Below are 17,549 nucleotides of genomic sequence, written 5' to 3'. Positions count from 1 at the left end.
GACCCGGACCCCGCAGCCCCGGCAGACCCCGCAGCCCCAGCTGCCCCCGCACCCCCACCCCCGGCGACCGGCGTGACCGGGCCCGTCGGGCGGCGGAACGTCACCGTTCCCTCGGCCGCGGCCGGATTCGGTGTGCCCGGCTTGATGGCGCGGATCGTGACCGTGCCGGGGTTGCTCTCGTCCCGCGGCGGTTCGGGCGAGGCCTGCTGCTCGGGGGCCGCCACCTCCGCTCGCGGCGCGGCGTTCTCGCTCGGCACGCGCGGGTCGGTCTGCCCCGGGGCGCCCCACGAGATCCGTCGCTCCTGCTCCCCGCCGAGGCCGGTCTGGCGGCCCGCGTCGGCCTGCCAGGCGGAGGCGGGCTCGGGCCTGGCGCCGTGCTGGTCCACCGCGGATCCCGCCGGGGCGGCGCCCGCCACCGGCTCCTCGTCGAAGAAGTGCGGCCCGGTCTCCTCCACGGGAGGCGCCACCACGGCGCCCGCACTCACGCCGGGAGGAGCGGGCAGCGGTTCGCCGTCGGACGGCGCGGGACGGCTCGTACCGGGCACCCAGGCGGCGCCGTTCCAGTACCGGACATATCCGGGAATGGACGGGTCGGGGTAATAGCCTTCGCGGGGCCTGTCGTCGCCTGGGGCCGGAGTTGGGGCGCTCATGTCCGTCGTCCCGTATCTGCTCGGGGGCTTTTTGAGGGGTCCACATCTATCAGACCTCCATGTGCCACCGGGCGGCTCCCGCCCTTCGGACCACTTTCCGGGCACGCTCCCCACACTTTCCCCGCGAACCCCACGCCCCCGCCGGTCACCTCTTCGACGCCGCCCGGAGAAAGTTTCCCGAACCCGCGTAATGCTCCGGGGATCCCGCGCTCTCCACTCGTACGGGTCCGCTCCCAGGACCCCTACGAGGAAGGAAGCACACCGACATGCACTCCGTGGTGGAACGCGAGCTTGAGCTGAAGCTGATCCTCTCGCCGGAACGGGTCGTCCCCGTCCCGGCCCGACTCACCTACCGCACCGCCGATCCCTACGCCGTCCACATCGCCTTCCACATCGGCTCGGCGCACCCCGTGCACTGGACGTTCGCCCGGGAGCTGCTGGTCGAGGGGGTGTTCAGGCCGTGCGGTCACGGTGATGTGCGGGTCTGGCCGACGAAGGTGGACGGCCGCGGCGTCGTCCTGATGGCGCTCAGTTCACCGGACGGCGACGCCCTCCTGGAGGCGCCGGCCGCCGCGGTGTCCGCCTGGCTGGAGCGGACCCTGCGGGTGGTCCCTCCGGGTTCTGAGCCCGAGCAGCTCGGCATCGACGACGGCCTCGCCGAGCTGCTCGCCCCCGCCGCGGGCCGTTTCGGCGGCGACGAGCTGTGGCTGCGCGACCCGTGGCCCTCGGACGAGTCCAAGGACGGTGAGTGAGCCGCGCCGCCACGGGGGCAGCCGCGGAGAACAGCCGGAAGAGTCGTAAAGGGCAGAAGGGTCGGACGGGCCAGAAGGGGCGGGAGGGTCAGAACAACTTGCCCGGGTTGAGGAGCGAGTGGGGGTCGAAGGCCGCCTTGACGGCCCGCTGCATCTCCATCCCCACCGGGCCGATCTCGCGCGCCAGCCACTCCTTCTTGAGGACGCCGACACCGTGCTCGCCGGTGATGGTGCCGCCGAGTTCCAGACCGAGGGCCATGATCTCGTCGAAGGACTCGCGGGCGCGCCGGGCCTCGTCGGGGTCCGCCGCGTCGAAGCAGACGGTCGGATGCGTGTTGCCGTCGCCCGCGTGCGCGCAGACCCCGATGGTCAGCCCGTACTTCTCGCCGATGCGCTCGACCCCGTCGAGCATGTCCGCGAGCTTCGAGCGCGGGACGCACACGTCGTCGATCATCGTGGTGCCCTTGACGGCTTCGAGCGCGGTGAGCGACAACCGCCGTGCCTGGAGCAGGAGTTCGGACTCGGCGGCGTCCTCGGCCGGGACGACCTGGGTGGCGCCCGCGGCCTCGCAGAGAGCGCCGACGGCGGCGAGGTCGGCCGCCGGGCCGGGGGTGTCGAAGGCGGCGAGCAGCAGGGCCTCGGTGGTCTCGGGCAGACCCATGTTCGCCAGCGCGTTCACGGCCTTCACGGTCGTACGGTCCATCAGTTCGAGCAGCGACGGGACGTGACCGCCCTCCATGATCCTGCATACGGCGTCGCAGGCGTCCTTGCTCGACGCGAACTCGGCGGCGAGGACGAGCTGTTGGGGCGGCTTGGGCCGGAGCGCGAGGACGGCGCGGACGACGATGCCGAGGCTGCCCTCCGAGCCGACGAACAGGCGCGTGAGGTCGTAGCCCGCGACCCCCTTGGCCGTGCGCCGGCCGGTGCTCATGAGCCGCCCGTCGGCGAGGACGACGTCGAGCCCGAGGACGTACTCCGCGGTGACCCCGTACTTCACGCAGCACAGGCCCCCGGAGGCGGTGCCGATGTTCCCGCCGATGGTGCACATCTCCCAACTGGAGGGATCCGGTGGGTAGTACAGGCCGTGCTCGCCGACCGCGCGGGAGAGCGTGGCGTTGACGACGCCCGGCTCGACGACCGCGATCCGGTCGACGGGGCTGATCTCCAGGATGCGGTCCATCTTGACGAGGGACAGCACGACGCAGCCCTCGGTGGCGTTCGCGGCGCCGGACAGGCCGGTGCGGGCGCCCTGCGGCACCACGGGGACGCGCAGCTCGGTGGCGGTGCGCATCACGTGCTGGACCTGCTCGACGGTGCGGGGCAGCACCACGACGGCGGGCACGCCCGCCTCGCAGAAGCTCGCCATGTCGTGGGAGTACGCGGACGTGACGTCGGGATCCGTGAGGACCGCCTCGGCGGGGAGGCCCTCGTGGAGGAGTTCGATGAGGGTGCGGCTCATGATCACAGCCTCGCACCCGGGGCCATCGGTGTGAACCCGTGTACGACGCCCGGCCCGTGCCGGGATGTGCTCTTCGTATTGACGCACAGTGAGCGGTATGAAGCGTTACAGGTCCTCCGCGAAGTCCTACGGGCCCCCCATGGGGTCCTACAGGTCCCAGATGGGGTCCTACGGATCCCCGATGGGGCCGCACAAATCCCCCGTACGGCGTTCGGTGAAGCGGGCGCTGGTCGCCTCCGTCGTGGGGGCGGCGGTGGCCGGTGCCGCGTATGTGCTGGTGCCGATGGACCGGGGGGACGGGAGGCCGCCCGCGCTCGGGCCCGCGGGGCGTGCGATGGCGGCCGTGGGGGCGGGGGCGCCGGCCGCGCTGCCGGATCTGGCGGCGCTCATCGGGGAGCGCGAGGCGCATCTGCGGGCGCACCCGGGCGACGACCACTCCTGGGCGGTGCTCGGCTCGGCCTATGTGGCGCGCGGCGCGCGCACCGCCGACTTCGCGTACTACCCGAAGGCCGAGCAGGCGCTGCGTACGTCGCTGAGGGCGAGGCCCCGGGGCAATCCGGAGGCCCTGACGGGGCTGGCCGCCCTGGCGAACGTCCGGCACGACTTCCGCGCGGCCCGCGCCTGGGGCGAGCAGGCGGCCAAGCAGGCGCCGAAGCGGTGGACGGTGTATCCCGCGCTGATCGACGCCTACACCGGCCTCGGTGACGCCAAGGCCGTCGGCAAGGCCCTGGCGTCCCTCCAGAAGCTCGGCCCGGCCCCGGCGGTCAAGACGCGTACGGGGCAGGTGTACCGCGACCGCGGGTGGCGCGAGGACGCCAACGCGGCCCTCACCGACGCGGCGGCACTCGCTCGGACCCGCGCGGAGAAGGCCGCGGGCCTGCACCGCGTCGGGGAGCTGGCGTGGGAGCGGGGCGAGCCCGCCCAGGCGCTGCGCTACTACGAGGCGGCCCTCGACGCCGACCCCGACCACCACCCCTCGCTGGCGGGCAAGGGCCGCGCGCTCGCCGCTCTCGGCCGCACCTCGGAGTCGCTGCACGCCTACCGCTCGGCGCTGGCCAGGCAGCCGCTGCCCGAGTACGCCCTGGAGCTGGGCGAGCTGTACGAGTCGCTGAAGCTGCGCCCGGCGGCGCGCGCCCAGTACGACATGCTGCGGGCGCGGGTGAAGCAGGAGAGCGCGGGCGGCGTGAACAACGAACGGGTCCTCGGTCTGTTCGAGGCGGACCACGGTGACCCCGAGGCGGCGGTGGAGCGGCTGAGGGCGGAGTACAAGCGGCACGGCAATCCGCAGACGGCGGACGCGCTGGGCTGGGCGCTGCACCTCTCCGGGGACGGTGAGGCGGGCCTGAAGCTGGTGACGAAGGCGATGAAGGACGGTCCGCGCAGCGCGCTGTTCGCCTACCACCGGGGGGAGATCGAGCGGCAGCTCGGCTGGTACGGGGCGGCGCGGCGGCACATCGGGGAGGCCCTGCGGATCAACCCCTACTTCTCGCCGCTGGCCGTGCGCGAGGCGAAGCGGGCCATGGAGGCGCTGGGCGAGCCGCCGGAGGGCGGGCCCGAGCAGATGTATGCGCCGGTGGAGCCCGCCCCGGCCCCGGCGGCGGCGTGGACGAGCCCGCGCCGGGTGACGCCTCCCGGTTACTCGTCGCGCCAGGTCACGCCGCGCCGGTCGACGACGCGCCGCGGCACACCGAGCACGCCCCGGCAGTCCACGCGGACCGCCCCGGCGCGCACGGCGTCACCGGGGAGCTGAGAGCCCGCGCCGCTGGTGACGGCGCGAGCCCCCAGATCGACCATCCGGAGTAGGCGTTCAGCGCGGGACCGGGCCCCACGGTGTCTCCAGGGCCGTGCGCAGGGCACCGACCAGCTCCTCGCCGATGCGTTCGGCGAGCTGTTCCTCCAGGCGGGCGATGGCCGCCCTGGCCCGGCGGTGGGCGCGCTCGCCCTCGGGGGTGCGCCGGATGAGCCGCTGCCGGGCGGACGCGGGGTCCGGGACCTGTTCGAGGATGCCGGCGCCCACCAGGCCGTGCACGGCCTGGTGGGCGGTCTGGCGGGTGACGCCCATGCGCCGCGCCAGTTCGGAGACGGTGGTGCCCTCGTCGTCCAGTACGGAGCAGAGCTGCACCTGCGTCGGGGAGACCGGGGTCTCCCCGGCCGCGGCCATGGCCGCGAAGAGTCCTTCCTCGAACCAGCGGCGGGCCTCGCCGAGGAGTTGGGTCAGGTCGCGCTGGTCGGACGGCATTCTTCCTCGCTGCTGTGCTCACCGGCTTGCTCGCCGGCCCTCGGTAATGTCAGGCTACCTGACATTCCTGTCGCCCCGAGGAGCAGCCATGACCATCGAGTACGCCACGCGGTACCGCCCCGCCTCCCGCATCCCCGCGGAGCCGGGCAAGCCCTACTTCATCGAAAAGGGCGAGGGGGACCGCGCCCATCTGTTCGGCGATCTGATCACCGTCTACGCGGGCGGCGAGCAGACCGAGAACACCTTCAACTTCTTCACCGTGGAGGGCCCCAAGGGCGACCTCATCCCCGCCCACGTGCACGCCGACACCCACGAGGTCTTCTACGTCACCCAGGGCGCCGTCCGCCTGTTCGTCGAGGACACCGAGGGCCTCCAGCAGGAGAAGCTGCTCACCCCCGGCGACTTCGGCTTCGTACCGAAGAACTGCACGCACGCCTACCGCATGGAGCGCCACCACAGCCAGGTCGTCGGCGTCGCAGCGGGCCCCGGCGGCACCTTCGAGCGGTTCTTCGAGAACCTCGGCGCGCCCACGCAGGCGCACGGCCTGCCGCACCGGCCGCTGATCCCCGAACCCCGCAAGTTCGGCACGGTCCCCGAGCGGTACGACGTGAACTTCCTGCCCGACCATCAGTGGCGCACCCGGTGACCCCACAAGCCGCCCGATCGCCCGCTTACAGGTTGCCCCGCTTCTCCTGCTCCCGCTCGATCGCCTCGAACAGCGCCTTGAAGTTGCCCTTGCCGAAGCCCATCGACCCGTGCCGCTCGATCATCTCGAAGAACACGGTCGGCCGGTCCTGGACCGGCTTGGTGAAGATCTGGAGCAGATAGCCGTCCTCGTCGCGGTCGACGAGGATCTTCAGCTCGCGCAGGGTCTCCACGGGCACCCGGGTCTCACCGGCCCACTCGCCGAGGGTGTCGTAGTACGAGTCCGGGGTGTCCAGGAACTGCACGCCCGCCGCGCGCATCGTGCGCACGGACTCGACGATGTCGTTCGTGGCGAGCGCGATGTGCTGGACGCCCGCGCCGCCGTAGAACTCCAGGTACTCGTCGATCTGCGACTTCTTCTTGGCGATGGCGGGCTCGTTGATAGGGAACTTGACCTTCAGCGTCCCGTCGGCCACCACCTTCGACATCAGCGCGCTGTACTCGGTCGCGATGTCGTCGCCCACGAACTCCTTCATGTTCGTGAAGCCCATGACCTTGTTGTAGAAGGCGACCCACTCGTTCATCCTGCCGAGTTCCACGTTGCCGACGCAGTGGTCGATCGCCTGGAAGGTCCGCTTGGCGGGGGGCTCGACGAGGGGCTTCGCGGCGACGAAACCGGGCAGATAAGGACCGTCGTAGTCGGTGCGCTCCACCAGCGTGTGGCGGGTCTTGCCGTAGGTGGCGATGGCGGCGAGGACGACCGTGCCGTTCTCGTCCTTCTCCTCGTACGGCTCGGTGATGCCGCGCGCGCCGTGCTCGACGGCGTAGGCGTACGCGGCGCGCGCGTCCGGCACCTCGATGGCGAGGTCGACGACGCCGTCCCCGTGCTCGGCCACGTGGGAGGCGAGGAACTCGCCCCGTTCCGTGGAGGCCTTGATGACGGAGGTGAGGACGAAGCGGGCGGCGCCGTTCGTCAGCACGTAACTGGCGGTCTCGCGGCTGCCGTTCTCCGGTCCGGAGTACGCCACGAGCTTCATGCCGAAGGCGGTGGAGTAGTAGTGCGCGGCCTGCTTGGCGTTGCCCACGGCGAAGACGACCGCGTCCATTCCCTTGACCGGGAAGGGGTCTGCCTCGCGCGCGGTGTGGGGGGCCGTGTGGGTGGGGTTCGTCGAAGTAGCTGCCATGTGCTGAGGCTCCCGCCGATTGACAAGGTGCGCAATAGTTCGCGTTTTCAGTGGTCAAACTGCCCAGCACCAGGCCAGGATGGCCGGGCTATCTGTACATGATGACCACCCCGGAGGGCGTATGGCGATCGATCATCTGGACGGCAGGCTCATCGTGCTCCTGGCGCGGGAGCCGCGTATCGGGGTTCTTGAGGCGTCCCGCAGGCTCGGTGTCGCGCGCGGCACGGTGCAGGCGCGGATGGACCGGCTTCAGTCCAATGGAGTCATCCGCGGCTTCGGCCCGGAGGTCGATCCGGCGGCGCTCGGCTACCCCGTCACCGCGTTCGCGACGCTGGAGATCAAGCAGGGCCAGGGCGCGGACGTACGGGCCCATTTGGCGACCGTCGCCGAGGTGCTCGAACTGCACACCATCACGGGCCACGGCGATATGCTCTGCCGCCTCGTGGCCCGGTCGAACGCCGATCTCCAACGTGTGATCGACCGCGTCGTGGGTTTTGATGGCATCGTCCGGGCTTCCACGGCGATCGTCATGGAGAACCCCGTTCCGCTGCGGATCATCCCGCTCGTGGAGCAGGCGTCCGAAGACCCCTGAGTCGACGACCCCTGAGCGCTTCGCCGGGCGAGGCGCTCCGGGAAAGGCGAGGTGAGCACTTCAGTGAACTTCTGGGACTACCTCGGCAACCGGCACCAACAGTTGCTGACGGACGCGTACCAGCACGCGAGCGCCGTCTTCCAGTGCATGGTCGTGGCGACCCTCATCGGCGTGCTGATCGGCGTCCTCACCTACCGCAGCGAGTGGGCGGGCAATCTCGCCACGACCGCCACCTCCACCATCCTCACCATCCCCTCGCTCGCCATGATCGGTCTGCTGATCCCGGTCGTCGGGCTCGGTGTCGCGCCGACCGTCATCGCGCTGACCCTCTACGGCCTGCTCCCGATCGTGCGCAACGCCATCGTCGGCCTGCGCGGCGTCGACCCCTCGCTCGTCGACGCGGCGAAGGGCATCGGGATGTCCAGGGTCGCCCGGCTCCTCAAGGTGGAGCTGCCGATCGCCTGGCCGCCGATCCTGACCGGCATCCGGGTCTCCACCCAGATGCTGATGGGCATCGCCGCCATCGCCGCGTACGCGTCGGGGCCGGGCCTCGGCAACGAGATCTTCCGCGGCATCGGCTCGCTCGGCAGCAAGAACGCGCTCAACCAGGTGCTCGCGGGCACGCTGGGCATCATCATCCTGGCGCTGCTCTTCGACGCCGCGTACGTCCTGATCGGCCGGCTGACGATCTCAAGGGGTATCCGTGTCTGAGACCACCGCCGCCGCCACCTCCGGGGCCACGATCGAGCTGGACAACCTGACCAAGCGCTACCCGGGCAGCCCCGAGCCGGCCGTGGACAGCGTCAGCATGGAGATCAAGGCGGGCGAGACCGTCATCTTCGTCGGCCCGTCCGGCTGCGGTAAGTCGACGACCCTGAAGATGATCAACCGCCTCATCGAGCCGACGAGCGGCCGCATCCGCATCGACGGCGAGGACGTCACCGACATCGACCCGGTGAAGCTGCGCCGCAAGGTCGGGTACGCGATCCAGTCGTCCGGTCTCTTCCCGCACATGACGGTCGCGCAGAACATCGCCCTCGTACCGAAGATGATCGGCTGGGGGAAGGCGCGGATCGCCTCGCGGGTGGAGGAGATGCTCGACCTGGTCGGCCTCGACCCGGGCGAGTTCCACGGCCGCTATCCGCGCCAGCTCTCGGGCGGCCAGCAGCAACGGGTGGGGGTGGCCAGGGCGTTGGCGGCGGACCCGCCCGTCCTCCTGATGGACGAGCCGTTCGGCGCGGTCGACCCGATCACCCGCGACCACCTCCAGGACGAGCTGATCCGGCTCCAGCACGAGCTGCACAAGACGATCGTCTTCGTCACGCACGACTTCGACGAGGCCATCAAGCTCGGCGACCGCATCGCCGTCCTGCGGGAGCGCTCGCACATCGCGCAGTTCGACACCCCCGAGGCGATCCTCACCAACCCCGCCGACGACTTCGTGTCCGGCTTCGTGGGCGCGGGGGCGGCCCTCAAGCGCCTCAACCTCACGCGCGTACGCGATGTGGAGATCGCCGACATCCCGACGGTGACCGTCGACGACCCACTCCAGACGATCTTCGACAAGCTGCGTGTGAGCGGCGTGAACGAACTGCTCCTGCTCGACAAGCGCGGCCGCCCCTACAAGTGGCTGCGCCGCGGCGATCTGATGCGCGCCAAGGGCTCCCTGGCCCGCGCGGGCACCCTCGTCCACGACACGGTGACCCGCGACGCCACGCTGCGCGACGCGCTGGAGGCGGTCCTGACGGACAACGCGGGCCGGGTCGCGGTGACCGGGCGGCGCGGCGAGTACACGGGCGTCGTCGACATGGAGACGCTGATGAACTCCGTGCACGAGATGCTGGAGGCCGACCGCCTCGATGCCGTCGAGCACCAGCACGAACTGGAGGAGCAGCGGGCCCGGCTGACCCACGAGGAGCAGGAGGGCGCGGGCCACGGGGACCTCGGAGGGGCGGCGAAGGCATGAGTGCCGACGAGCGCCGCCCCGAGGGGGAGGACCCGCCGCCCCGGGAGCCGGACCGGCAGCCGCGCAGGGTCACCTGGCAGAAGGTGACGTTCCTGCCCGCCGTGCTCGCGGTGGTCCTGCTGCTCACCTGGTGGTGGTTCCAGCAGACCGAGCTGGACTCGATCTCCAAGAACGCGCTGGCGAACGGAAACGTGTGGCTGAGGCTGCGCCAGCACATCGAACTCACCGCGATCTCCACCTTCTTCGTGCTGATCATCGCCATTCCGCTCGGCATCCTGCTGACCCGGGGGAAGCTGCGCAGGGCGGCGCCCGCCGCGATGGCCCTGGCCAACATCGGCCAGGCGACGCCCGCGATCGGCCTCCTCGCCCTGCTGGTGATCTGGCTGGGCATCGGCGAGAAGGCGGCCCTGATCGGCATCATCGTCTACGCCGTGCTGCCGGTGCTGTCCAACACGATCGCGGGCCTGAAGGCGAACGACCCGACGCTGCTCGAAGCGGCGCGCGGCATCGGCATGTCCCCGCTGGGCGTCCTCGGCAGGGTCGAACTCCCCCTCGCCGTGCCGCTGATCCTCGCGGGCGTCCGCACGGCCCTCGTCCTGAACGTCGGCACGGCCACCCTCGCCACCTTCGGCGGGGGCGGCGGCCTCGGCGACCTGATCACGACGGGGATGACCAACCAGCGCATGCCGGTCCTGATGCTCGGCTCGATCCTGACGATCGCGCTCGCGCTGCTGGTGGACTGGCTGGCCTCGCTGGCCGAACTGGTGCTGCGTCCACGGGGGTTGGAGGTGCGGTCATGAGGGTTACGTGGCGTACGGGTGCGCTCGCCGTGATGGCGGGGGCCCTGCTGGTGAGCTGCGGTCTCACCAGCGGCAGCCCCATGGTGGACGACGTGAAGCCCGGCACCGTCGGCAAGGGCCTGCCCCTCAAGGGTGCCGATCTCACGGTCACCTCCAAGGAGTTCACCGAGCAGCTGATCCTCGGCGCGATCATGGGCATCGCCTTCCAGGCGGCGGGCGCGGACGTCCTCGACCGCACGGGCATCCAGGGTTCGATCGGCGCGCGCGAGGCCGTCAAGGGCGGTGACGCGGACGCCATGTACGAGTACACGGGCACGGCCTGGATCACGTACCAGGGCAACACCGAGCCCATCGACGACCCCCGGAAGCAGTGGCGGGCGGTGCGGGACGCGGACCTGGAGAACGGCATCACCTGGCTGGAGCCGGCCACGCTCAACAATACGTACGCGCTGGCGATGAACGGCCGGAACGCGGCGAAGTACAAGACGAAGACGCTCTCGGACGTGGCGTCCCTCGCCAAGTCCGACCCGAAGGCGGTCACGCTCTGCGTGGAGAGCGAGTTCTCGTCCCGCGAGGACGGGCTGCCCGGCATGCAGAAGGAGTACGGGATGAGCGTCCCGTCCGCCAACATCACCAAGATGGACACCGGCATCATCTACACGCAGGCGTCCAAGGGGACGTGCACCTACGGCGAGGTCTTCACCACCGACGGCCGCATCAAGGCGATGGACCTGACGACGATGGAGGACGACAAGCGCTTCTTCCCCAATTACAACGCGGCGCCCGAGATCAACAGCAAGTCCCTTGAGAAACACCCCAAGATGGCGGAGGTGCTGGCCCCCATCACCAGGAAGCTGAACAACACGGTGGCGCGGGACCTCAACTCCAAGGTGGACGTGGAGGGCCAGGATCCGCACGCGGTGGCGAAGGAGTGGCTGCTCCAGGAGGGGTTCGTGAGGGAGTAGACCTCCCGGAAGTTGCAAAGACTCCGTTGCAAAAACCGTTGCAACGGAGTCTTTGCATGCCTACGCTGACGGTTATGACAGCACCCCAGGCACCCAAGGCGCACAAGCAGGTCACGCTGGACGCCCGCTCTCTGCGCGGGCTCGCTCATCCGCTGCGGATCCGCCTGCTGGGTTCGCTGCGGCGTGACGGCCCCGCCACCGCCTCCCAACTGGGCGTCCGGCTCGGCGAGTCGAGCGGGGCGACCAGCTACCACCTGCGGCAGCTGGCGGCGCACGGGTTCGTCGAGGACGCGCCGGAGCGGGGCAAGGGGCGGGAGCGGTGGTGGCAGGCGGCGCACCAGGGGACGAGTTTCGACGACGCGCTGCTGCGGGACGCGGACCCGACCGTGCGCGGGGCCGCCCAGCTCTACCTCCACGAGGTGGCGTCCCTGTACATCGAAGCGCTGTCCACATGGGTCGGCACGCGCCATGAATGGCCCGAGGAGTGGATCGCCGCCTCGGACATGAGCGACTTCCTGCTGCACCTGACCCCCGAACGGACCGCCGAGCTGAAGGACAGGCTCCACGAGGTCATCGAGGGCTACCGCGAGTCGGCGAGCGGCAAGGACGACCCACGAGCGGCCCCTGTCCGCATCCAGACCCAGCTCATTCCGACGCGCCCCACCGACTGAACGGCGGAGGATCATGCACCCCGACATACACCTGAGGCTCCACCACGACCGCGCCGCCGACTTACGGCGAGCCGCACCCCCGCGGCGGAGGCGACCCCGGCTGCGTACTCAACTCGGCTGGACCCTCGTCGAGTTGGGCCTGCGCCTGGTCAGCAGCTCGGGACCGCGCCGCCCTTGTTCAGCGCCCGCAGCGCCTCGACCGTTCCCTTCAGCGTCGTGACGGGGACGAGGCGCAGGCCCTTCGGCAGCTCCGCCCCGGCGTCCGCGCACTCGGCCTTCGGCACCAGGAAGACCGTCGCGCCGTCGCGCCGGGCGGCCTTGGTCTTCAGGGCCACTCCGCCGACCGGGCCCACCTCGCCGGAGGCGGTGATCGTGCCGGTGCCCGCGACGTCCCGGCCGCCCGTGAGATCGCCGCCGCTGCCGTCGCCGTCCAGCTTGTCGATGATGCCGAGCGAGAGGAACAGGCCCGCGCTGGGGCCGCCGATCTTGCCGAGGTCGGCCTGGACCTTCACCTTGCCGGTGTTGTCCGAGCCGTTGGCCTTCAGATAGGCCAGCGCCGCCTTCGTGGCGTTGTCCTGCGACTTCTTCATGTCGCCGAGGTTGTGCTCGCGGACTTCCTTCACGTTGTCGCCGGTCGGGTAGACGGAGTCCTTCGGCATCACGGCCCGGTCGGTACGGAACCACCCGTCGACCACGTCACCGAGCCGTACGTCCATCTGCGGCCCCGTCGCCACGATGGTCGTCATGCGCAGGACGCCCTTCGGCTCACGGGTGGGCACGCCGGTGATCGTGAGCACCGGTTTGCCCTCGTGCTTCCCCAGGACGTTCGCCGTACCGCCGGGCTGAGCCACGGCGAACGGCAACGGCGCCAGCGCCGCGACGGCGAGCAGAGCCACCACGGGCAGGGCGCAGACGGCGAGGGCCTGGGGCCGCGTGAAACGAGGGAAGGAGAAAGCCACGGGATCAATCTAACGCGACGAAAAAGGTACCGGCCCGGCGGTCAAGGACGAGCGCGCGGAATATCCAGCCCGTCCGGCGATTGAGGACAAGCTCGGCGCAGCCGGCGGGATCAAGCCCGTCCGGCGCTTGAGGACGAGCCAGGCGCAGCCGGCGACAAACCCCGCCCCAGCTCAGCGCAGCGCGTCCGCGACCTCGCGCGCCGCATCCACCACCCGCGGCCCCACCCTCTCCGGCACGGAGTCGGCCAGCATCACCACGCCCACGCTGCCCTCGATGCCCGTCACCCCGACCAGGGGCGCCGCGGCCCCGCTCGCCCCGGCCTCCAGCTCGCCGTGGGTGAGCGCGTACCCGGGGTCGGTCACCGGGCTCTGCCGGGCCGCGAGGATGGCGCGCCCGGCGGCGCCCCGGTCCAGCGGGTGGCGGAAACCCGTGCGGTACGCCACGTGGTAGTCCGTCCACGTCGGCTCCACCACCGCGACGGCGAGGGCCTCCGTCCCGTCGACGAGCGTCAGATGCGCCGTCGCCCCGATGTCCTCGGCCAGCGACCGCAGGGCCGGCAGCGCGGCCTCCCGCACCAGCGGGTGCACCTGGCGGCCGAGGCGCAGCACACCGAGGCCGACGCGGGCGCGCCCGCCGAGGTCGCGTCGGACGAGCGCGTGCTGTTCGAGCGTGGCGAGCAGGCGGTACACCACGGTGCGGTTCACGCCGAGCTTGTTGGACAGCTCGGTGACCGTGAGGCCATGGTCGGTGTCGGCCAGCAGCTTGAGGACGCGCAGTCCTCGATCCAGCGTCTGGGATGTCTCCGCGGTCACGACGCCCACTCCTTAAGTGAGGGTCGGCGGCCCCTTTACGCGGCGGTTGCGCCGCCGGTCCCGTGTGGCGACGCGCGTCAGAGGCCGCCGGTCGGAACACCGGCTGCGCTCCGCGGCGGCGCTGCCACGGGGCGTGTGCGTTGCGGGGACAGTAGCGAGGCCGTCCCGCTCAGCGGAAGACTCCGTCCAGAATCCGGTCATGGAGACGTCCCCGGCGCCCCCGATTGCCCCGTTACGCGGGGGGTGTCACTTCATGCGGGTGGCCCATTCCTGCACCTTCTCGATGCGCTGCCGCAGCTGCCCCGCCGTGGCCTCCGCGCTGGGCGGCCCGCCGCAGGTGCGGCGCAGCTCGGTGTGGATCACGCCGTGCGGTTTGCCGCTCTGGTGGACGTACGCGCCGACCATCGTGTTGAGCTGCTTCCGCAGCCCGAGCAGTTCCTTGTGGGAGACCACGGGCCGCCGCTCGGCGGGCAGCTCAAGCAGGTCCGCCTCCTCGTCCGGCTTCTTCCTGCTGTGCGCGATCTGCCGGGCCTGCCGCTTCTGGAGCAGCATCTGCACCTGGTCGGGTTCGAGGAGACCGGGGATGCCCAGGTAGTCCTGCTCCTCCTCGCTCCCCGGGTGCGCCTGCATGCCGAACTCGGCGCCGTCGAAAAGAACGCGGTCGAAGACGGCCTCGGACTCCAGCGCCTCGAAGGAGAACTGCTCCTGCTCGCCGGTGTCCTCGTCCTGCTCCTTGTTCGCCTCGTCCATCTCCTGCTCGGACTCGGCGTAGGGGTCCTCCTCCCCCTCCTTCTTCGGCTTGTCGAGGGCGTGGTCGCGCTCGACCTCCATCTCGTTGGCGAAGGTCAGCAGGTCAGGGACGGTCGGCAGAAAGACGGACGCGGTCTCGCCGCGCCGCCTGGACCGTACGAAGCGGCCGACGGCCTGCGCGAAGAAGAGCGGCGTCGAGATCGTGGTCGCGTACACACCCACCGCGAGGCGCGGCACGTCGACGCCCTCGGACACCATGCGGACGGCGACCATCCACCGGTCGGTGCCCTCGCTGAAGTCGTCGATGCGCTTGGAGGCCCCGGCGTCGTCGGAGAGGACGACCGTCGCCTTGGTGCCGGTGATCTCGCGGATCAGCTTGGCGTAGGCGCGGGCGGAGTCCTGGTCGGAGGCGATGACGAGGCCGCCCGCGTCGGGGATGGCCTTCCTGACCTCGGTGAGCCGCTTGTCCGCGGCCCTGAGCACGTTCGGCATCCACTCGCCGCGCGGGTCGAGCGCGGTGCGCCAGGCCTGCGAGACGGCGTCCTTGGTCATCGGCTCGCCGAGCCGGGCGGCGATCTCGTCCCCCGCCTTCGTACGCCACCGCATGTTGCCCGAGTACGACAGGAAGATCACCGGCCGCACGACGCCGTCGCCGAGCGCGCTGCCGTAGCCGTAGGTGTAGTCGGCGGAGGACCGCCGGATGCCGTCATTCCCTTCCTCGTACGTGACGAAGGGGATGGGGTTGGTGTCGGACCGGAAGGGCGTACCGGTGAGCGCGAGCCGCCGCGTGGCGGGCTCGAACGCTTCCAGGCACGCCTCGCCCCAGGACTTCGAGTCACCGGCGTGGTGGATCTCGTCGAGGATGACGAGCGTCTTGCGCTGCTCGGAGCGGTTGCGGTGCAGCATCGGGCGTACGCCGACGCCCGCGTAGGTCACGGCGACGCCGTGGTACTCCTTGCTGAGCGGCCCCGCGCTGTACTCCGGGTCCAGCTTGATGCCGATACGAGCGGCCGCCTCCGCCCACTGCTTCTTCAGGTGCTCGGTGGGCGCGACCACGGTGACCTGCTGTACGACATGGTGGTGCAGCAGCCAGGACGCGAGCGTGAGCGCGAACGTCGTCTTGCCGGCGCCGGGGGTGGCGACGGCGAGGAAGTCTCGCGGCTGCTCCTGGAGGTACCGCTCCATCGCGCCCTGCTGCCAGGCACGCAGCTTGTTGGCGGTGCCCCACGGCGCACGGCCGGGGAAGGCGGGCGAGAGGTGGTGGGAGGAGTTGGCGGCGGCGCTGGTGGTAGTCACGGTCTCCGGGTTCGCGGGTCGGCGGCACGTATGACAACCGGGCCACCCTACCGGGATCGGGTTGACGTCCCCGCGAGATCAGGGGGGCGGCCGGGCCGGGTGCGACGGGACTCACACGCCCACCTGCGCATACGCCTCACCGGCCGCTCACGGAGTACGTTCCTTCAGCCGCGTCCCCACCCAGGCTCCCACAAGGGCGACCGCCGCCATCGGCAGAAAGACGGCGACGAAGGCCGCCGGATGCGACGCGGAGACCCCGTCCGCCCCGTGGCCCGCGCCCACCGTGCCGCCGCCGAGCGCGGCGAAGGCGGCGCCCCCGACGGCCAGCAGCAGGATGTTCGAGAGGCCGTCGGAGATCTGGAGGGCGGCCGAGTTCGACCCCGCGTCCTCGGGCGGGGAGAGCCGCAGCAGCAGCACGCTCGTGGAGGCGATGACCATGCCCATGCCGAAGCAGCCGAAGCCCCAGGCGACCCCGACGATCCACACGGGCACGGACTCGATGAGGACGGCCGGGGCGGTGAGGATGGCGGCGGCCACGAGGAGCATGCCGACGACCATGAGGGGCGCCCGGTGCGGCTCCATGCGGGGCCGCGACTGGACGTACGAGCCGAGCGCCCAGGTCGCACCGCCCACGGCGAGACTCAGCCCGGCCAGGGTCGGGCTCAGCCCCCGCTGGGTGACGAGCATCAGCGGCACGAAGGACTCCGCCGCGATGAACGAACCGGCGGCGACACCGCGCAGCAGCACCACGGAGGGCAGCCCGCGGGCGGCGCGGTAGGTGCCGCGCGGTAGCAGCCCGAGGACGGCGGGCACGAGGACGACGGCGCCGAGCACCGCCGGGAGCAGCGAGAACCACCGCAGGTCCTGACCCGCGTACTGGAGGAGTGCGGCACCGGAGGAGATGCCGAGCGCGAGGCGGATACGGCGCCGGTCGAAGGCCGCGACGGGCGCCGACGCGTCGACGGGCCCGGCGGCGGTCCGCCGTATCGCGGGCAGCGCGAGGGCGAGCGGCGCGACGACGAGGACGGGGATGCCGACGAAGACCCACCGCCACCCGAGGTGTTCGGTGACGGTGCCGGACACCAGCGGGCCCACCACGGACGGCACGACCCAGCTCGCCGCGAAGGCGGCCATGATGGCGGGCCGCAGATGCTCCGGATAGGCCCGGCTGACGACGACGTACAGCGCGACGATCACGAGCCCGCCGCCGAGCCCCTGCACGGCCCGCCCCGCGATGAACAGCCACATCACGCTCGCGGTACCGCTGAGCAGCAGCCCCGCCGCGAACAGCGTGATGCCGCCCGCCAGCGGCCCGAGCGGCCCGCGCCGGTCGGCCCACTGCCCGCTGAGCACCATCCCGAAGAGGCTGGTCGTGAAGTACCCCGAGAACGCGAAGGCGTAGAGCGAGACCCCGTCAAGCTCCCGCGCGGCGACGGGCATCGCGGTCCCGACGGCGGTCGCCTCGAAGGCGATCAGGAGGACGACGGAGACGATGCCGATGCTGAGGGCTCGGTAGGGCTTCCCCAGGACGCCGGGGCCCTCCGGGCGGGGCGGGGCGGGGGCCTCGGCAGTGACGCCAGTGTCGGTCATGCGCCTCAGAGTAAGAGGCGTGGCGCGGTGTTGCCCCTGTCCGGAGGCGGGGGTTCAGTAGGCCGTTGGTCGTACGCCCGCGATGAATCGGGACCACGTGGCGGGGGTGACGGTGAGGTGGGGGGCGGCGGGGGTCTTGGAGTCGCGGATGTGGATGGGGGGGGGGGTGGGGGCGGCGACTTCTACGCAGTCGTTTCCATCTCCGCTGCTGCTGTAGC

The 17,549-nt window shown here is 71.2% G+C and carries 18 protein-coding genes; 9 read left to right on the top strand and 9 right to left on the bottom strand.

Annotation, left to right across the window (positions count from 1 at the left end; all coding sequences use genetic code 11):
* A partial coding sequence (locus tag IG54_RS0136045; RefSeq protein ID WP_030794985.1) for a DUF2510 domain-containing protein occupies positions 1-650 on the bottom strand: 650 nt, incomplete at its 3' end.
* 266 nt (positions 651-916) lie between these two features.
* Here IG54_RS0136045 and IG54_RS0136040 point away from each other — a divergent pair.
* Complete coding sequence (locus tag IG54_RS0136040) at positions 917-1,402, top strand: SsgA family sporulation/cell division regulator (protein ID WP_030794984.1); 486 nt, start codon at positions 917-919, stop codon at positions 1,400-1,402.
* 88 nt (positions 1,403-1,490) lie between these two features.
* Here IG54_RS0136040 and IG54_RS0136035 read toward each other — a convergent pair whose 3' ends face one another.
* Positions 1,491-2,861, bottom strand: a complete 1,371-nt coding sequence (locus IG54_RS0136035) for an FAD-binding oxidoreductase (RefSeq protein WP_051820427.1) — start codon at positions 2,859-2,861, stop codon at positions 1,491-1,493.
* A 181-nt stretch (positions 2,862-3,042) separates the two neighbouring features.
* Here IG54_RS0136035 and IG54_RS0136030 point away from each other — a divergent pair, with 181 nt between their 5' ends.
* On the top strand, positions 3,043-4,611 hold the full coding sequence (locus IG54_RS0136030; RefSeq protein ID WP_234336474.1) for a tetratricopeptide repeat protein: 1,569 nt from the start codon (positions 3,043-3,045) through the stop codon (positions 4,609-4,611).
* Positions 4,612-4,668: 57 nt separating this feature from the next.
* Here IG54_RS0136030 and IG54_RS0136025 read toward each other — a convergent pair whose 3' ends face one another.
* Positions 4,669-5,100 carry a MarR family winged helix-turn-helix transcriptional regulator gene (locus IG54_RS0136025; RefSeq protein ID WP_030794975.1) on the bottom strand — a complete coding sequence of 144 codons (432 nt, stop codon included), beginning with the start codon at positions 5,098-5,100 and terminating at the stop codon, positions 4,669-4,671.
* An 88-nt stretch (positions 5,101-5,188) separates the two neighbouring features.
* Between IG54_RS0136025 and IG54_RS0136020 the strand changes: the two genes are divergently transcribed.
* A complete protein-coding gene (locus IG54_RS0136020; protein WP_030794972.1) occupies positions 5,189-5,746 on the top strand; it encodes a quercetin 2,3-dioxygenase in 558 nt (185 codons plus the stop codon).
* A 25-nt stretch (positions 5,747-5,771) separates the two neighbouring features.
* Here the strand turns inward: IG54_RS0136020 and hppD are convergent, their stop codons facing one another.
* Positions 5,772-6,929: a 4-hydroxyphenylpyruvate dioxygenase gene (gene hppD / locus IG54_RS0136015; protein ID WP_030794969.1), complete on the bottom strand. Its 1,158-nt coding sequence runs from the start codon at positions 6,927-6,929 to the stop codon at positions 5,772-5,774.
* A gap of 121 nt (positions 6,930-7,050) precedes the next feature.
* Between hppD and IG54_RS0136010 the strand changes: the two genes are divergently transcribed.
* The 6 genes from IG54_RS0136010 to IG54_RS0135985 all read left to right on the top strand — a co-directional run bounded on the left by IG54_RS0136010 (position 7,051) and on the right by IG54_RS0135985 (position 11,923).
* A complete protein-coding gene (locus IG54_RS0136010) occupies positions 7,051-7,521 on the top strand; it encodes an Lrp/AsnC family transcriptional regulator (RefSeq protein ID WP_030794967.1) in 471 nt (156 codons plus the stop codon).
* A 63-nt stretch (positions 7,522-7,584) separates the two neighbouring features.
* The gene (locus tag IG54_RS0136005) at positions 7,585-8,232 is read left to right on the top strand and encodes an ABC transporter permease (protein WP_030794964.1); all 648 of its coding nucleotides are present in this window, start codon (positions 7,585-7,587) and stop codon (positions 8,230-8,232) included.
* A complete protein-coding gene (locus tag IG54_RS0136000; protein WP_030794961.1) occupies positions 8,225-9,487 on the top strand; it encodes a betaine/proline/choline family ABC transporter ATP-binding protein in 1,263 nt (420 codons plus the stop codon). Before IG54_RS0136005 ends, IG54_RS0136000 begins: the two co-directional genes overlap by 8 nt.
* Positions 9,484-10,287, top strand: a complete 804-nt coding sequence (locus tag IG54_RS0135995; protein ID WP_030794958.1) for an ABC transporter permease — start codon at positions 9,484-9,486, stop codon at positions 10,285-10,287. Before IG54_RS0136000 ends, IG54_RS0135995 begins: the two co-directional genes overlap by 4 nt.
* Positions 10,284-11,252 carry a glycine betaine ABC transporter substrate-binding protein gene (locus IG54_RS0135990; protein ID WP_030794955.1) on the top strand — a complete coding sequence of 323 codons (969 nt, stop codon included), beginning with the start codon at positions 10,284-10,286 and terminating at the stop codon, positions 11,250-11,252. The genes IG54_RS0135995 and IG54_RS0135990 overlap by 4 nt, the downstream gene beginning before the upstream one ends.
* A 74-nt stretch (positions 11,253-11,326) precedes the next feature.
* On the top strand, positions 11,327-11,923 hold the full coding sequence (locus tag IG54_RS0135985; RefSeq protein ID WP_030794952.1) for a winged helix-turn-helix domain-containing protein: 597 nt from the start codon (positions 11,327-11,329) through the stop codon (positions 11,921-11,923).
* A 149-nt stretch (positions 11,924-12,072) separates the two neighbouring features.
* Here the strand turns inward: IG54_RS0135985 and IG54_RS0135980 are convergent, their stop codons facing one another.
* From IG54_RS0135980 to IG54_RS41005, 5 genes are all read right to left on the bottom strand, one after another.
* Positions 12,073-12,882: a S16 family serine protease gene (locus IG54_RS0135980; RefSeq protein WP_030794949.1), complete on the bottom strand. Its 810-nt coding sequence runs from the start codon at positions 12,880-12,882 to the stop codon at positions 12,073-12,075.
* Positions 12,883-13,053: 171 nt separating this feature from the next.
* The gene (locus tag IG54_RS0135975) at positions 13,054-13,695 is read right to left on the bottom strand and encodes an IclR family transcriptional regulator (protein WP_030794946.1); all 642 of its coding nucleotides are present in this window, start codon (positions 13,693-13,695) and stop codon (positions 13,054-13,056) included.
* 246 nt (positions 13,696-13,941) lie between these two features.
* Positions 13,942-15,741 (bottom strand): DEAD/DEAH box helicase, encoded by a 1,800-nt coding sequence (locus IG54_RS0135970; protein ID WP_030794943.1) that lies wholly within the window; start codon positions 15,739-15,741, stop codon positions 13,942-13,944.
* Between the two features lie 147 nt (positions 15,742-15,888).
* Positions 15,889-17,331, bottom strand: coding sequence for an MFS transporter (locus tag IG54_RS0135965; RefSeq protein WP_030794940.1), 1,443 nt, complete (start codon positions 17,329-17,331; stop codon positions 15,889-15,891).
* Between the two features lie 54 nt (positions 17,332-17,385).
* Positions 17,386-17,549 (bottom strand): DUF397 domain-containing protein (locus IG54_RS41005; RefSeq protein WP_078594933.1); only part of this gene is annotated, 164 nt, incomplete at its 5' end.

Origin of the sequence: Streptomyces sp. NRRL S-920, from assembly GCF_000717945.1 — a bacterium.
Classification (GTDB): Bacteria; Actinomycetota; Actinomycetes; order Streptomycetales; family Streptomycetaceae; genus Streptomyces; species Streptomyces alboniger.
The sequence above is the reverse complement of the archived record's forward strand: the minus strand, read 5'-3'. Positions and strand labels throughout refer to the sequence as shown.